10 protein-coding genes are annotated in these 15401 nt (G+C 35.9%); 7 read left to right on the forward strand and 3 right to left on the reverse strand.

The genetic code is table 11. From position 1 onward, the window contains the following. Positions 1-532: 532 nt before the first annotated feature. The 4 genes from A3EM_RS0100010 to A3EM_RS0100035 all read left to right on the forward strand — a co-directional run bounded on the left by A3EM_RS0100010 (position 533) and on the right by A3EM_RS0100035 (position 8093). Entirely contained in the window at positions 533-3220 is a 2688-nt protein-coding gene (locus A3EM_RS0100010; RefSeq protein WP_157637681.1) for a fibronectin type III domain-containing protein, read from the forward strand. A 174-nt stretch (positions 3221-3394) separates the two neighbouring features. Further along, the gene (locus A3EM_RS0100015) at positions 3395-4816 is read left to right on the forward strand and encodes a sulfatase family protein (RefSeq protein ID WP_020526097.1); all 1422 of its coding nucleotides are present in this window, start codon (positions 3395-3397) and stop codon (positions 4814-4816) included. A 406-nt stretch (positions 4817-5222) separates the two neighbouring features. Further along, the gene (locus A3EM_RS0100025; protein ID WP_020526099.1) at positions 5223-5459 is read left to right on the forward strand and encodes a hypothetical protein; all 237 of its coding nucleotides are present in this window, start codon (positions 5223-5225) and stop codon (positions 5457-5459) included. A 240-nt stretch (positions 5460-5699) separates the two neighbouring features. After that, complete coding sequence (locus A3EM_RS0100035; RefSeq protein ID WP_020526101.1) at positions 5700-8093, forward strand: ABC transporter permease; 2394 nt, start codon at positions 5700-5702, stop codon at positions 8091-8093. A 58-nt stretch (positions 8094-8151) separates the two neighbouring features. Here A3EM_RS0100035 and A3EM_RS0100040 read toward each other — a convergent pair whose 3' ends face one another. The 3 genes from A3EM_RS0100040 to A3EM_RS0100050 all read right to left on the reverse strand — a co-directional run bounded on the left by A3EM_RS0100040 (position 8152) and on the right by A3EM_RS0100050 (position 11570). After that, a complete protein-coding gene (locus A3EM_RS0100040; protein WP_026210003.1) occupies positions 8152-8880 on the reverse strand; it encodes a LytR/AlgR family response regulator transcription factor in 729 nt (242 codons plus the stop codon). Between the two features lie 137 nt (positions 8881-9017). Then, positions 9018-10085 carry an extracellular solute-binding protein gene (locus A3EM_RS0100045; RefSeq protein ID WP_020526103.1) on the reverse strand — a complete coding sequence of 356 codons (1068 nt, stop codon included), beginning with the start codon at positions 10083-10085 and terminating at the stop codon, positions 9018-9020. A 57-nt stretch (positions 10086-10142) separates the two neighbouring features. Beyond that, complete coding sequence (locus tag A3EM_RS0100050) at positions 10143-11570, reverse strand: CCA tRNA nucleotidyltransferase (RefSeq protein WP_020526104.1); 1428 nt, start codon at positions 11568-11570, stop codon at positions 10143-10145. A gap of 311 nt (positions 11571-11881) precedes the next feature. On the opposite strand from A3EM_RS0100050, the gene A3EM_RS0100055 reads away from it, so the two are divergent. From A3EM_RS0100055 to A3EM_RS0100065, 3 genes are all read left to right on the forward strand, one after another. Next, on the forward strand, positions 11882-12859 hold the full coding sequence (locus A3EM_RS0100055) for a polyprenyl synthetase family protein (protein ID WP_020526105.1): 978 nt from the start codon (positions 11882-11884) through the stop codon (positions 12857-12859). A gap of 207 nt (positions 12860-13066) precedes the next feature. Next, positions 13067-13849, forward strand: coding sequence for a hypothetical protein (locus A3EM_RS0100060; RefSeq protein WP_157637682.1), 783 nt, complete (start codon positions 13067-13069; stop codon positions 13847-13849). Positions 13850-14047: 198 nt separating this feature from the next. Then, the gene (locus A3EM_RS0100065) at positions 14048-15328 is read left to right on the forward strand and encodes a DUF4861 domain-containing protein (RefSeq protein WP_020526107.1); all 1281 of its coding nucleotides are present in this window, start codon (positions 14048-14050) and stop codon (positions 15326-15328) included. Positions 15329-15401 lie beyond the last annotated feature (73 nt).

The following is a 15401-nucleotide window of genomic DNA, read 5'->3' on the forward strand; positions in this document are numbered from 1 at the left end:
TTTTTTTTTCAATTGAAACAAAGGAATTTTTTTTATCAATTGAAGAAAAAAAGTCCTAGTTTTAAAGCAGGAAAAGTTCTTTGAAAGCACTCAAATGGAGGGCAAAATCAGGGTGAAAGTAGCTTGATGACTATTCTCCCTTAGGTATGGAGCTTCATCTTCCCCAAGTGATGAGATAGGTGGAACTACTAAAAATATACCCGATGATTATAATGATATCAATCATGTAGCCACAATTGGTGATGATCTTGCATTAGGATTTACCTCAGAAGCTTCAAATAGATTAACCCTTCACAAGAATTATGAATTTGATAATGGTATTGCGGCAGAAAATGGTACTGCATTTTCTCCATTACCAATAGGTGGAGATGGAGGTATTTCAGCCACTGCCGCTCACTTTTGGAAGACTATTTTACACTCCAACACTACTTCAGCTAATGAATATGAAGGATATGAGATTTTTGTGTCACTAAGCGGTGATTCAGGTAAGAAGCTTTCAGAAATATCAAAAGGCAATGCTGCATATACAAAAATGTTAAACCAATTTAGTAATGCTGAAACTTTAGCTGGTACTGAAACAATGAGTTATGCAAAAAGGGCTGTTTACTTACTCCAAGGAAGCGCTGATGCTGCCACAGATACTGTAACTTATAAAACTTCCCTTTTAGATTTCAGAAATGATTTAGATACAGACCTAGGTGCTGATATCCCTCTTGTAATAGCTCAAGTAAATGAAGGAACCGTTGGTATAGCCCAATACAATACAGCGAAAAATAATGATAATATTTTTATGGCTTCGCCTACTTATTTTGTTCCAGATTCTGAGGATGGCAGGCAATGGTTAGGACAATATTTTTCCAAGGTTTATCAAGGAATAGTATTTGCTGATACTTTAGGGTGGACAGGTTTAACCCCAAAAAATATATCAAGAACTGAGAATACTGTGACTATTGAATTTAATGTGCCAACAGCACCTTTGGTTTTTGATACTGATATTGTAGCAGAACAAACAGCAAAAGGATTTGAATTAAGGGATTTGAATGGCATAGTAGGAATTAAATCTGTTGAAATTATTGATAATGTAAAAGTTTTAATCACAACCAATGATGGAGAGATATTAGGATCAGATGCCAGAGTAAGTTATGCATTAGCTTCGGGAAAAGGGAACTTGAAGGATAGTGAAACAAAATATAATACTTCTTCTTTCAAAAATGGTAGTGGAGAATTTTATGAACTTAATAATTGGGCGTTTGCCTTTGATGAGGACATTCCAAATGGAACTCCTGAAGCCCCAACCAGCTTAATCGCAACTGCTGTTTCTGATATACAAATTGATTTAACATGGGATGATATGGGTGCTTTTGCAAGTGAATATGTGATAGAGGCTTCAATTTCAGATTCTCCCTTTGACTTTTCTGTAATTGGAACATCAACAACAAATTCGTATTCTGATACTCTTCTTTCTGCAGATACCCAATACTACTACAGAGTAAAGGCCCAAAATTCTTCTGAAGAATCTTCCTACAGTGATACCGTTTCGGCTACCACTTTACCTCCAACCCCGGCAATTCCAACAGGGTTAAATGCCTCTGCACTTTCGAATAATGAAGTAGAGATTAAATGGTCGAAATTGACTAATAATGTTACTGGCTATACTTTAGAGTATTCTGAAGGTGATGACCAAAATTTCCAAATTGTTACAGATACTCTTGGGGCAAATACAGAGACATATATTCAATCCGATTTAACTGGGGGTGTTACTTATTACTACAGGTTATTTGCCAAAAATGGGGAGAGTATTTCTGACTATAGTGATACTGTAAATACAGTGACTGATGTACCTGATGGACCTTCAGGGCTAACTGTAGCTGCAAACTCAACTTCTGAACTAGCTATTTCCTGGGAAGCAATGACTGGAAATGTAGATAATTATTTCCTTGAAAGCTCTATGAGTAAGACAGGACCATTTTCAGCCTTAGCAACCCTTGAAGCCTCTGACACTTCATTCCTTCACATTAATCTAAGTACTGATACTACTGTTTATTATAGAGTGAAAGCGGAAATTGATGCTGCTCCTACAGGATATAGTTCTGCAGTTGGAGGAACGACTTTAGCAAATGCTCCTACCAGCCTTATGGCCTCTGGTATTTCTAGTACTGAGATTGAAATTAGCTGGGTATCACCCGGAGGTACTGTATCTTCATTCGTTTTAGAAAGTGCTGAAAGTGAAGATGGAACTTATACTGAACTCGCCACTATTGATACTGCAAACACCAGTTTTATTCATGATGGCCTATTGGCCAATACTACTGTGTGGTATCAAATTAAGGCAATTAATGCAGGAGGTCCATCTGAATATAGTGTTAAAGATTCTGCCACCACACTTGGTCCAGATCTTGTTCCACCAACAGGCTTAGAAGCCACTCCTATTTCAGAATCACAAATTGATATTAAATGGAATAGTGTAGATGGAGCTACTAGTTACATTTTACAGGTTTCTGATACAGATGTAGATGCCAACTATGTGAATCTTGAAACTATTGATGCTCCCGATACCACTTATTCTCATACAGGACTTGATCCGGAAACTACCCAATTTTACAGGGTAAAAGCTGCAAACGCCACAGGTCAGTCGGATTTTAGTGCCAGTGTTAGCGCTACAACTTCTGCTGATCTTCCTGACGTACCTGGCAATTTTACAGCCAACGCTATTTCAGACTCTGACATCAAGTTAACCTGGGATAAATTAACAGAAAATGTGGATGGATATATCATTGAATCAGCAGACACTGAGGCTGGACCATTTAGCCAATTAATTGCTTTATCTGATACTGCATCTACTTATACACATTCGGGGCTAGCAGCAAATACACAAAAGTTTTATAGAATTAAGGCTACAAATGGTGATGCTACCTCCGATTATAGTGCTGTAGTAAATGCTACAACTACGATTACTGGAATCGATGAAGACCTTCATTTTGAAGTATTCAGGGTATTCCCGAATCCTTCGAAAGGAGCATTCCAGATTGAATTAAACAGCTCTAAATTCGAAAGTGGTAAAATGACTGTTTTCAACGCCATTGGTAAAGTGGTATTTGAAAAACAAATAAATAGCCAATCTTCAGAAAATATAGACCTATCAAATCTGAAGAAAGGTCTTTACATCATTAATGTGAAAACATTGTCTAATCATCAGATGAAAAAAATTATTCTGGAGTAAATCCTGAATTTTTTATCAAAGCTGATGTTCTAAAAACCGGAAATTTTCATTTCCGGTTTTTTTATTCCTCAATGCAAACGCAACTGAAAAATCTTTTCAATCACCATTTTCAGCTTCAATGGTTATGGTTATATTTAAATTTTAAATTAAACTATCATCAACTTTAAACTGAAAATGAAAAATTTGATTTTTTACTTCACAATAAGTCTGTGTTTTATTTTTAATTCCTGCCAGGAAAAAGTAAATGAAACCAATCCACCTGAGACCACAACAACCAGATCTGGTCCTCCGAATATTGTGGTAATTTTTTGCGATGACCTTGGATATGGAGATTTAGGGACATATGGACATCCCAGTATTGTAACTCCTAATCTTGACAAAATGGCCTCAGAAGGTCAAAAATGGACTAACTTTTATGTTGGTGCTTCGGTATGTACCCCAAGCAGAGCTGCTTTGCTTACCGGAAGATATCCCATTCGAAGTGGGATGTGCAGTGACAAATCCAGAGTACTTTTCCCCAATTCAATCAATGGATTACCTGAAAGTGAAATTACGCTGGCTGAGGCATTAAAAGAAAAAGGATACAAAACCACTTGTATTGGAAAATGGCATTTAGGCCACAAAAAACAGTTTTTACCAACCAACAACGGGTTTGATTCTTATTTTGGCATCCCATACAGTAATGACATGGATAGAAAAGGTAAATTTGAATATTGGGATGAAGCCGATAATATTCCCATCGCACATTATAATGTACCTTTACTCCAGGATACCCGGGAAATTGAAAGGCCAGCTGAGCAACATACCATTACCAAAAGATACACAGAGAAGGCGGTTGAATATATTAAGGAAAATAAGGAAGAGCCTTTTTTTATTTACCTTGCCCACAACCTGCCTCATATTCCACTCTTTACCTCACCAGAGTTTAAAGGAAGCAGCTTAAGAGGTTTATATGGTGATGTCATTCAGGAAATAGATAATGGAGTAGGAAAAATTTTAAGTACATTAAAAGAAGAAGGATTAGCTGAAAATACCCTTGTGGTATTCACCTCTGACAATGGCCCATGGAGATCATTTAAAGATCATGGAGGATCATCTGGTTTGTTAAGAGCAGGAAAGGGTACCACCTGGGAAGGAGGAATGAGAGTACCCGGGATATTTTGGTGGCCTGGAAAAATTAACCCAGGAGTACAAACAGGCATGGGATCTACCATGGATATTTATACCACTGCTATAAAGCTTGCCGGAGGGGAAGTTCCTTCCGATAGAATCGTAGATGGCCTGGACTTGAGTGAAACACTTTTTTCAAATGCAACAAGCCCCAGAGATCATCTGATCTATTATAGAGGTCAAAGCATTTTTGCTGCCCGATTAGGAAACTTTAAAGCTCATTATATTACACAGGGAGCTTATGGTATGTTTGGGAAAAAAGAAGTTCACAATACTCCATTACTGTATAATCTTTCTGTTGATCCTTCTGAAGAATATGAAATTTCTGAGGCACATCAAGAAGAAATAACCAAAATAAATACATTAATTGCAAACCATAAAAAAGATCTGGTGGTGGGTAAAGACATGTTGGCGGATAGAGAATAAAATCACCAAACTGCAAGGAAAGGACTTAATCCATTTATCTCCGGCTTAGGCCCTTTTTGCTTTTTCAGGACAAAAAACACCTTTTTCAGAATTCTTTTCCCCTTATCTAGTATCAAATACTTACTTTTGGCACAGTTTAAAAATAATTTTTCATCAACATTTGTATATTCCAAAAAACCAGTCTAATATTGAATAATAATTCGAGAAAAAATATACTTTCCGTTTATACTTAACCTAAAGTAAGCTCAACAATAAAAAGTATAAGAGCTTCAAGTTCTGTTTATACCTACCTTATTTTCAATACAAAAGCCATAAAAGGTCAAAATTAAAAATCACCTTTTTAAGCCTTATTACAAGCTTTCTATTAACATTTTATTTAGGGATTTTTAATTAATTATTTTCAATTATGACTAGGTATTTTAAAAATGTAATGGTAATCGCTGCCGGATTATTGGTATTCTCTTGCAGCAATGTGAAAAAAGATGGTGAATTATCTTCAGCTGATTCAGTGCAAACCGAAGAAATTACGGATAGTGTTGAAACAATGGTAGATGCAGATTCAATTGCCCTAACTGATTCTATGGCTATGGCTTCAGATTCAATAGTGGTGGCAGAAGAAGACTCTACAACATTAGAGGAATAATAAATAAAATAATATATACCCCTGCTTAAAAAGCGGAGTCTTGAGCGGATAGCATAGGTTATCCGCTTTTTTATTCCCCAAAAACCCTCCGAATAAAGTAGTTTCAAGATTTTCTTTCAGGAAACCATCCAAAAATCCCCGTTCAACCAACTTTTATTCAACTAATGGAAAACTTGAATCCATTTTTCAGAATAATGGTTAGATTTAATTTCTCTCATTCATCTTAAACTATCTCAAAAAATGCTACGAAACTACTTGAAAGTAACATTCAGAAATCTTTTAAAACACAGGGTTTACTCATTCATCAACATTTTTGGATTAGCCATCGGAATTTCTGCCTGTCTGCTAATTTTTTTATTCATTTCCCATGAATTAAGCTTTGATAAATTCCACTCAAAAAGTAAAGCTATTTACAGGTTGGATGAAGTTCAGTCTTTTAATGGAATGGCACCCCAGAATGTGGCACTCTCTATGTCACCAATGGGTCCGAACCTTGCTGCAGATTATCCTGAAATTTTAAACTTTACAAGATTTGCCGGTGGGAGGAAATGGTTATGTCAGGTTGATGAAAAGGAAATGTTTATAGAAGACATCGCAATTGTAGATTCAACATTTTTTAAGATTTTTGATTTTGAGCTACTTCACGGTGATCCGGAAACATCATTGGATGAGCCGAATAGCATTTTACTTACAGAAACTACCGCCAAACGCTTCTTTAATAAATCAAATTTGGAGGAGATAATCGGGCAACAAATAAAAAGAGACCAGGAGCATGTTTTTAAGGTTACCGGAATTTTAAAAGATGTACCAAAGAATTCTCACCTGCAATTTAACAGTCTTGTTTCTTTTAGTACAATAGCTAAAGAAGAATGGGTGAGCCGTTGGGGAAGCAATTGGCTTGTCACTTATTTAGTACTTGAGGATGGGGTAAATATCGCGGCATTAGAAGAAAAATTCCCTGGTTTTCTCTCAAAGTATATCGAATGGGAAGAAGTAAATGATGCTTACAAGCTGTATTTGCAAGAATTTGAGGATGTTCATTTGGGCTCAATGGATATAACCCACGACTATCAAAACTTCCGAAAATTTAATGGAGATTATATTTATATTTTTTCTATCCTAGCAATATTTGTTCTTGTAATTGCCAGCATAAATTTTATGAACCTTTCTACTGCAAGATCGGTAAGCAGATCGAGCGAAGTGGGAGTAAGAAAGTCAATTGGAGCGACCAAAGGACAACTCGTTTTTCAGTTTTTAGGTGAATCTGTGATAATGGTTTTCCTTGCTTTTATTTTGGCAATTAGTGTAGCCTCTTTAGTACTTCCATCTATTAATGAAATTACTCAAAGGGAATTATCTTTAAATTACCTGGTAGCTAATCCTTTTGTAAGCCTTGTAATTTTATTAGTTGTTTTATTTACTGGAATTCTTTCCGGAGCTTACCCCGCATTATTTATATCTTCTTTTCAGCCTGCCACAGTTTTAAAAGGAAAAATCAGCGGGATAGGAAAAAAATCATTTTTAAGAAACACACTTGTGGTCATTCAATTTACCATAGCCATAGGAATGATTGTAGGGACTATCCTAGCCTTGCAACAACTTGATTTTATGAGAAACAGAAATATTGGTTTAAATAAAAGCCAAGTCGTTTTGATTCCACTAAATGAAACTGCAAATAAGAAATATAAAACGCTTAAAGGAGAAATCATTAAAACCGCTCATATTTTAAATGCTACTGCTTCAGGGCAACGGCTGGGAAATAATATACATCAAAGCGGAGTGAAATTTAAAGGTGACTCCATAAGAGATTTGGCAATTTCCACCCTCAATGTGGATTATAATTTTCTTTCTTTTTATGAAATTGAACTGGAAGAAGGGCGAGAATTCAAAGAAGAAATAACCACAGACTTAAAAAGTGCCTATGTGATAAATGAAAGCCTTGCCGCTGAATTGGCTGAACCCGATCTGGTTGGGAAAAATATAGGATATTCCTGGGAGGATACTCTAGGAAGTATTATTGGCGTGGCTAAAGATTTTAATTACAATTCTTTGCATCATGAAATAGTTCCTCTTGCAATGAGTGTGCAAGACTGGGGCTTTGATGAAATGTCTGTAAAAGTAGATGAGGCTAATTCCCAAGCTGCTATACAGGACTTGGAAAAAATTTGTAAAGAGATGGTACCAGACAGGCCATTTGAATATTCCTTTCTTGACGAACACTTTGAGAATCTTTATCAAACAGACCAACAAGTGTCAAAAGTAATTTCCATAATCGCAGGCCTCGCCATATTAATTGCCTGTTTAGGCCTTTTTGGATTGGCCTCCATTTCTACCGAACAAAGGACTAAAGAAATCGGTATCAGAAAAGTTATGGGAGCTTCTATTTTTCAATTGATAATGGTTTTATCCAAAAGCTTTGCTATTCTAGTAATTATCGCCTTTTTTATTGCAGCACCAATCACTTATTACCTTATGGAAAACTGGTTGCAGGATTTTGCTTATAGAATTAATATTAACTTATTGATATTCCTTTTGGCTGGATTTCTTGCATTTTTAATTGCCATGGTAACGGTAAGCTACAGAGCAATTCAGGCATCAATTATCAATCCGGTTGATTCATTAAGATATGAATAAACACAAATGCTTATAAAAAAGAAAGCTCAATTTTAATTTAATCGAGCTTTCTTTTTTACTACAAACTAAGCTTTTCCTTAAACTTAGCCGCCTGCCTTCTGGAAATTTCAATTTTTTGACCTCCCTTCAGGCTCACCATCAATCCTCCGTTAAACCAGGGTTCAATTTTCTCAATCCATTGGAGATTGATAATAAATTTCCGACTGGCCCTGAAAAACACTTTATCATCAAGCCTTTCATCAAGTGCATTTAAGGATCTATGGATTAATGGCCGGAAATTGTCAAAATAAACTTTCACATAATTTCCATCCGACTCAAACAACCTGATATCCGTAAGCTTTACAAACCAACATTTCTCCCCATCTTTCACAAATACCTGATCATCACCCGAAAGCTTCTCACTAACTTTTTCCTGTTCTTCCTTCTTTTCCTTTACTTCTGTAAATTCCCTTACTTTTTGCAAAGCATCTGCAAGTCTTTTCGGATCAATGGGTTTCAGCAGGTAATCAAAAGCATTAATTTCGAACGCCTTCAAGGCATATTCGTCATAGGCTGTAGTAAAAATTACTTTTGGGACACTAGGCAACATTTCCAGTAAATCAAATCCTGTTTTTTCAGGCATCTGAATATCAAGAAATAAAATGTCAGGTTTTTGATCCTGTATTTTTTCCAAAGCTTCATCTGCATTGCCAGCTTCATCTATTATCTCCACATCATCGAATTTTTCCAATAAAGACCTTAACTCCCTTCTGGCTAGCCTCTCATCATCCACTAGTATGGCTTTCATCATAATTTGAGTAATTTTATTTTATGAGTTTAGCTGTTGAAAATTTTTTAAAAATAAATTGGGCTTCAACAACAGTTTTTTGTTTGTAGAAAATTCTCTTTAAAAATTACAATTCTTTCTGCATAAAACAAAAAGACTTAATGATCCCATTCTGCTTCATCAAAAATCTTCCTGGTTTCACCTAGTTTACTTTCCACCTCATTCAAATTAACCAGGTTTTCTTTAAAATCTGAAAACTGAAAATCTTCACTCTCATTTAAGGCCGATGAAAGAGGAAAGCAATAAAGCTGGCGGGCAAATTTCAGGTTATTTTCCGGCTCCACCAAAAAGTTTAAAAAAGCGGCTGCTGCATCAGGATTATCACTAAATTTGATTACGCCACCTCCAATTACATTCATCAGGGCCCCTGCCTTTTCCTGATCTGGAAGCACAAAGCCTATTTTCTCTGCCACGGAATTGTCAAAACTTTTTATAGGGTCTACCCTACTTTCCAATTCATTGGAATTGACAATAGCCACATCTCCTTTCCCCGCCAGAATATCATTGATCAGGTCACCATCATTCCCAAAAGATTTCTTTGCCTTATTTTTATTTATATTTTCAACCCAGCTTTGCGTATTGTCAATTCCTGAAACCAAACTAAGTTCACTCAGGAAAACCTGATTGGAAATATTCACAGAAGGTTTCGTAAGAATTTTCCCATTCCATTGTGGCTCTGCCAAACTTTCATATGAATAGAGGATTTGAGGGTCAACTCTCTCATTCGAAAAGGCTATTCCATAAGCAAATTTGCACAAACCAAACCAATAATTTTCCTTATCTCTAAGCTCCTGAGGAATTGCATCTGTTAAATCTGAATTTTCAATTTTTTGAAAAAGGCCTTTAGATTCCGCCCTAAACAAACGGCCTACATCCGGAACAATTAATAAATCTGCAGGAGTCCCCTCTTCTTCAATAGCAAGCCGCTGAATAATCTGATCCGAACCTGCAGTTTTTATAGAAACAAGAATACCACTTTCTTTAGTGAATTCGTCAATCAGGGCTTTCTCAATTTCGAACCCCTTGTATGCGTAAACTATAATTTCCCCTTTCTTCTGAGTGCCCCCCTCCACAATTTCTTCCCGCTTTTTTTTAAATGTAAAATCACAGGCAGAAAATAAAAAAAACACAAACAAAACTAATACCTGAACAATTCTTTTCTTCATAAAAAAATTACCCCCGTTTTAAATTAAGGTATTGAATGAAATGAATTTATTGAAAAACTAATTAGAGTTACTCCCTCCAGAAAGGCCATGTTTTTCTCCTATTTCCAGTAGAAATTCATATGCTTCTTCTTTTTCATTTTTTATTTTACCTTCAAGAATACTCTCCCGAATTTCGGTTTTAATTTCCCCAACCAATTTGGAAGGCTTTAGACCAAACGTTTCCATAATAATCTCTCCGGTAATTACAGGCTGAAAATTTCTTATTTTATCCCTTTCTTCAACTTCCATCACTTTTTTCTCCAGCTTATTAAAGTTACTCAAAAACTTTTTAACCTTTACCTGGTTTTTGGAAGTAATGTCTGCCCGACAAAGTTTCATTAAATCCTCTAAATCATCTCCGGCCTCATAAATCAATCTTCTTATAGCAGAATCCGAAATAGAATCTTTCACCAAGGCAATTGGCCTCAAATGTAGCCTCACCAGTTTCTCCACATATTTCATCCGGTCATCCAAAGGCATTTTGAGTTTTTTAAAGATGGGTTTTACCATTCGTGCCCCCATATCTTCATGCCCGTGAAATGTCCAACCTGATTTTTTATGAAACCGCTTTGTCCTAGGTTTGGCAATATCATGTAATATGGCTGCCCATCTCAAATACAAATCATCGGTAGTTTCCGAAATATTATCCAGCACCTGCAGTGTATGAAAAAAATTGTCTTTATGGGACAAACCATCCCTCTTCTCCACTCCCTTCAACTCTAAAAACTCCGGGAAAATTAATTGTAATAAGCCACAATGGAAAAGTAACAAAAAACCAAAAGAGGGTTTCTCTGCAAGAATAATTTTATTCAGCTCCACAATTATTCTTTCCATTGAAACAATCTTGATTCTTTCAGCACAATCCTGAATGGCCATAAAAGAATCATGTTCAATGTCAAATTTTAATTGAGTGGCAAACCTGATGGCACGCATCATTCTCAATGGATCATCAGAATAGGTTACCTTTGGGTCAAGGGGAGTTTTGATCAGCTTTTCCTTAATGTGCTTTAGCCCTCCGAAAGGATCAATTAGATTTCCATAATCACCTTTATCCAGGCTAATTCCCATGGCATTAATGGTAAAATCTCTCCTGTTTTGATCATCTTCAAGCGTACCATCTTCCACAATTGGTTTTCTGGATCCACGGTCATAAGACTCTTTTCTGGCCCCCACAAATTCCACCTCAACCTCACCCGATTTGAGCATGGCCGTCCCAAAGTTTTTGAAAACCGTGACTTTCGAGGCTTTTCCGAGTTTTTCCGCTACAAGTTTAGCTAAAGCAATTCCACTACCTACACAAACAATATCAATGTCTTTGGATGGTCTTTTTAAAATTAAATCCCTTACGTAACCCCCTATCACATAGGCAGGAAATCCTAATTCCTTTGCACTTTCACTTATTACCTTGAAAACCGAAACCTTTTCTAATTGCTCCTTAAAATTCATCCTACTCATTTGAAATAAAATACCAGGAGATATAAATTGACTTCCAGCCACTTCTATAGAGCTTGTAATCAATCTGATATATCCTCAAAAGCTTTCACTTAAAAAGACTTTTCAGGATATAATAAAATCTCCGGCTCCAAAATTATAAAGAAATTATATGGAATTGGGTAAAGGTTCAAGACAATTCTTAATGAAAGTTAACAGGTGGATCTTATTTAAATGTAAACAAAATTTAATTTTCTAAATTTGAGTAGTGATTTTATATGTACTTTTGGTGCTTGATTTTTTGACAACCTTTTACTTTTTATTACATGTCATTTGATGTAACTCAGGTACAAAAACTAATAAATCATGAATTAACTCAACTAGAGTTAAGCAACCAACCACCGGAACTTTACGAACCAATTAGGTACATGTTTACAATAGGGGGGAAAAGAATGCGCCCTATATTGACATTGCTTGGATGTTATCTGTTTTCTGAAGATTATAAGACTGCGTTGGATCCTGCACTTGCTGTAGAGGTTTTCCATAATTTTACTTTACTACATGACGATATCATGGACGATGCCCCTCTCAGGAGAGGTAAGCCCACGGTTTATAGCAAATGGAATAGCAATATTGCCATCTTGTCGGGAGATGTAATGTTTGTAAAAGCTTACGATCTTCTGATCAGGATGAAAGCTGAACTGGCTTACAAAGTTATTCCGCTATTTAATCAATGTGCCAAAGAGGTATGCGAAGGCCAACAGTTTGACATGAACTTCGAGAATATTGATCACATTTCAATTGAGGAATATATCAATATGATCAGATTAAAAACTGCAGTGCTGCTTGGTCTGAGCCTAAAAATTGGGGCATTAACTGGCGGAGCAAAAGATGATGAAGCCAATTTACTAAATGATTTTGGGGTAAATATTGGTATTGGATTTCAATTGAAAGATGATTTGCTTGATGTATTTGGAGATAAAGAGAAGTTTGGTAAAAAAGTAGGTGGAGATATCATTGCCAATAAAAAAACCTTTCTTTTGATTACAGCTTTAGAAAAAAGTAAAGGGAAGGATTTGGAAAAGCTCCAATCATGGATAACGAAAAAAGATTTTGATCCGGGAAAAAAGGTTGAGGAAATAACAAATATTTACAATAAATATCACATCAAAGAGGACACTGAAAAAGCCATTAATGAATATTTTGGTAAGGCTTTTGACTCTTTGGAAAATCTAAAAATTAAGCCTGAAAAGAAGCAATATCTTATCAGTTTTACCAGGAACTTAATTGATAGAGAACAATAACTTTTTACTGAGCCTTATTTTTTTTAAATTGAGGGCAGATTCGGAGAGCAAAAATCGGGTTAGTAAAAATATTCTCTTTTGAGTGAGTCCGGCATTTTTTACCAGATTGGCAATAAAAAGGCGAATAATTTTTAAACCCAGGGTCTGATCTTTAAGTAAGACACTGCATTAAACCTGATATCTAATAATTTTTAAAGTTCATTTTTTATGATGCAAAACTTTACCTCTTTTCCGATTAAACTTTTCACCTCAATTATCTTACTTTCGTGCATAGGATGTGGTCCCAGTGCCAATGAAAAGAAATTAAAAGATCAGGTTGAAACACTTGAATCCAAACTATCGGATTCGCAGGAATTTTCTGCAGTTTTGGTTTCCAAGCTCGATAAGGTAGATGTTTTAATCGATTCCATCAGGAAATCTGAAGAAATTATCGCTTTTAACCTGGAAAAAGGAACAACCTACGAAGATCATATTGACAGGTTAAGAGGTCTTACTGCATTTGTAGAATATTCAAGGCAAAAAATAATTAAGGCTGAAAATGATTTATTGGCTTCCAGTACTGAAAATCAGGCCCTTTTAACTTTAATCAGGAAACTCAAAAAAGAGCTAAATGAGAAAGATGAAATCATCAGCAGACTGACAGAGCAAGTGGCTAAATATAAGGCTGAAAATGAAGACCTTATCAAATTAGTTGATTTTCAGAAAAGAGAAATTATTGACATGGAGCAGGAAATTAAAATGAAAATTTCCGCGCTTACCAAAGCCGAAAGAGATCTGGATGAATTAAAACAGGAAAAGCAAATGATAAAAGCAGATGCCTATTTTGACAAGGCTGAAGCAGCGGAGGAAATTGCCACAAAAATTAAGTTTGCCTCCAAAAAGAAGCTGGAAAATCTGAAAGAAGCCTATGAATTATATAAGCTTTCTTACAACGCTGGCAGATTGGATGCAAAAGAAAAAATGGAGGAGTTGGAAAAGAAACTGAAATAAAAAACGAACCCGATCAATATAAAAGGCTTGAAAAATTCAAGCCTTTTTTTATTTACAAATTTTCTGCATTCAATAATCCTTTCCCGAAAACGATACCGGACTTTTTCCTTCTTTTAATCTCAATTCCAGTTTATTCCCACAGAATATTTTTTTTAACTTGCCTTCAATGTACTATTAATTGATTATTACTGAAAAGACATGAGTAAAAATAACCTACTAATTAGCCTAATCACCTTAATTGCAACAGGGATAGTGGCATGTTCTGGGCAAAAATCATCAGATAATGAATCCAGCTCAACAGCTATTATTGAAGTGAAAAACAATTTGGGAATCGACAGAAAGGATGAACATTTGATTTTCAATAAACAGGATATTATAAAATATGCTGGAGAAATCCCCGAAGGTCAATTTCCTAAAATTTCAAAATCAGATGGACAACAGGTAGTAAGCCAATACGATGACCTGGATGGAGATGGTGAATGGGACGAATTGGCTATTTTAGTTGACTTAAAAGCCAAAACAAGTGAAAAACTGAATATTTCTTTTGTTCCTGAAAACGAACTTAGCACCTTCCCCAAAAGGGCAAATATTCATTTTGGAAAAAAATTGGATGGGGACACCACCTACACTAGCCTGACTCAGGAGACAAGGCCAAGGGATCATTTTAAAGGTAAGGAAACTGCAAAATACCAAATGGAGGGACCTGCCTGGGAAAATGATATTGTAGCATTCAGGCTTTATTTCGATCCCAGAAATGGAAAAGATATTTTTGGTAAAAGGACAAATGAAATGGTTCTAGAGCAGGTTGGGATAGAAGGAGAAAACTACCACAAACTGGCAGACTGGGGAATGGATGTACTGAAAGTAGGCAATTCCCTTGGAGCTGGAGCCTTAGCCTTAAAAGATGGAGATAACTTGGTCAGACTAACCGGTTGCGAAGATGCTTACTTCCATCTTATTTCCGAGGGCCCTGTGAGAGCTATTCTCGACTTTGATTATAAAAAATGGCCTGTAGGTAACCAAACCTATGATTTAAAAGAAAGAATAACCATTTGGGCCGGAAAGTATGGTTATGAAAGTTCTGTCACTATTCAGGGTTTGCCTGCAGGAAAAGAACTGGTAACTGGCATAGTAAATTTACAAAGTGATTCAGTCTATTTTGACAATGAAACCCCTGGTTTTATTTCACTTGCCACTCACGATAACCAAGCATATGATGAAGAAAAAATGGGCATGGCTATTATTGCTGCCAAATCAGACTTTATCTCTCATGAAATGGCACCTGAAGAAGGAGAAGGCATTACCCAGACTTTCTATGTAAGATTAAAAGCCACGGACAATACACCCACAAAATTTCACTTTTTGGTAGGATGGGAAATACAGGATGCTAAATTTGCTGAAAAGGATTATTTTCTGCAGGTAATTAATACCGAGAAAGAAAAACTAAATAGTCCTTTAGAGGTAACTCAGGCCATGTAAGGGCATATTTAAGCCTGGTTACTTTTATTTAGAATATAACCAAAGGGAGGTTTGGCCTCCCTTTTTTTACTTA

The organism is Flexithrix dorotheae DSM 6795, assembly GCF_000379765.1.
Taxonomy (GTDB): domain Bacteria; phylum Bacteroidota; class Bacteroidia; order Cytophagales; family Flammeovirgaceae; genus Flexithrix; species Flexithrix dorotheae.

Bases quoted from the DNA above. Each gene is read 5' to 3' on its own strand.
- A3EM_RS0100035 (WP_020526101.1), top strand. From the start codon at position 5,700: ATGCTACGAAACTACTTGAAAGTAACATTCAGAAATCTTTTAAAACAC.
- A3EM_RS0100015 (WP_020526097.1), top strand. From the start codon at position 3,395: ATGAAAAATTTGATTTTTTACTTCACAATAAGTCTGTGTTTTATTTTT.
- A3EM_RS0100055 (WP_020526105.1), top strand. From the start codon at position 11,882: ATGTCATTTGATGTAACTCAGGTACAAAAACTAATAAATCATGAATTA.
- A3EM_RS0100050 (WP_020526104.1), bottom strand. From the start codon at position 11,570: ATGAATTTTAAGGAGCAATTAGAAAAGGTTTCGGTTTTCAAGGTAATA.
- A3EM_RS0100025 (WP_020526099.1), top strand. From the start codon at position 5,223: ATGACTAGGTATTTTAAAAATGTAATGGTAATCGCTGCCGGATTATTG.
- A3EM_RS0100060 (WP_157637682.1), top strand. From the start codon at position 13,067: ATGATGCAAAACTTTACCTCTTTTCCGATTAAACTTTTCACCTCAATT.
- A3EM_RS0100010 (WP_157637681.1), top strand. From the start codon at position 533: ATGTTAAACCAATTTAGTAATGCTGAAACTTTAGCTGGTACTGAAACA.
- A3EM_RS0100065 (WP_020526107.1), top strand. From the start codon at position 14,048: ATGAGTAAAAATAACCTACTAATTAGCCTAATCACCTTAATTGCAACA.
- A3EM_RS0100040 (WP_026210003.1), bottom strand. From the start codon at position 8,880: ATGAAAGCCATACTAGTGGATGATGAGAGGCTAGCCAGAAGGGAGTTA.
- A3EM_RS0100045 (WP_020526103.1), bottom strand. From the start codon at position 10,085: ATGAAGAAAAGAATTGTTCAGGTATTAGTTTTGTTTGTGTTTTTTTTA.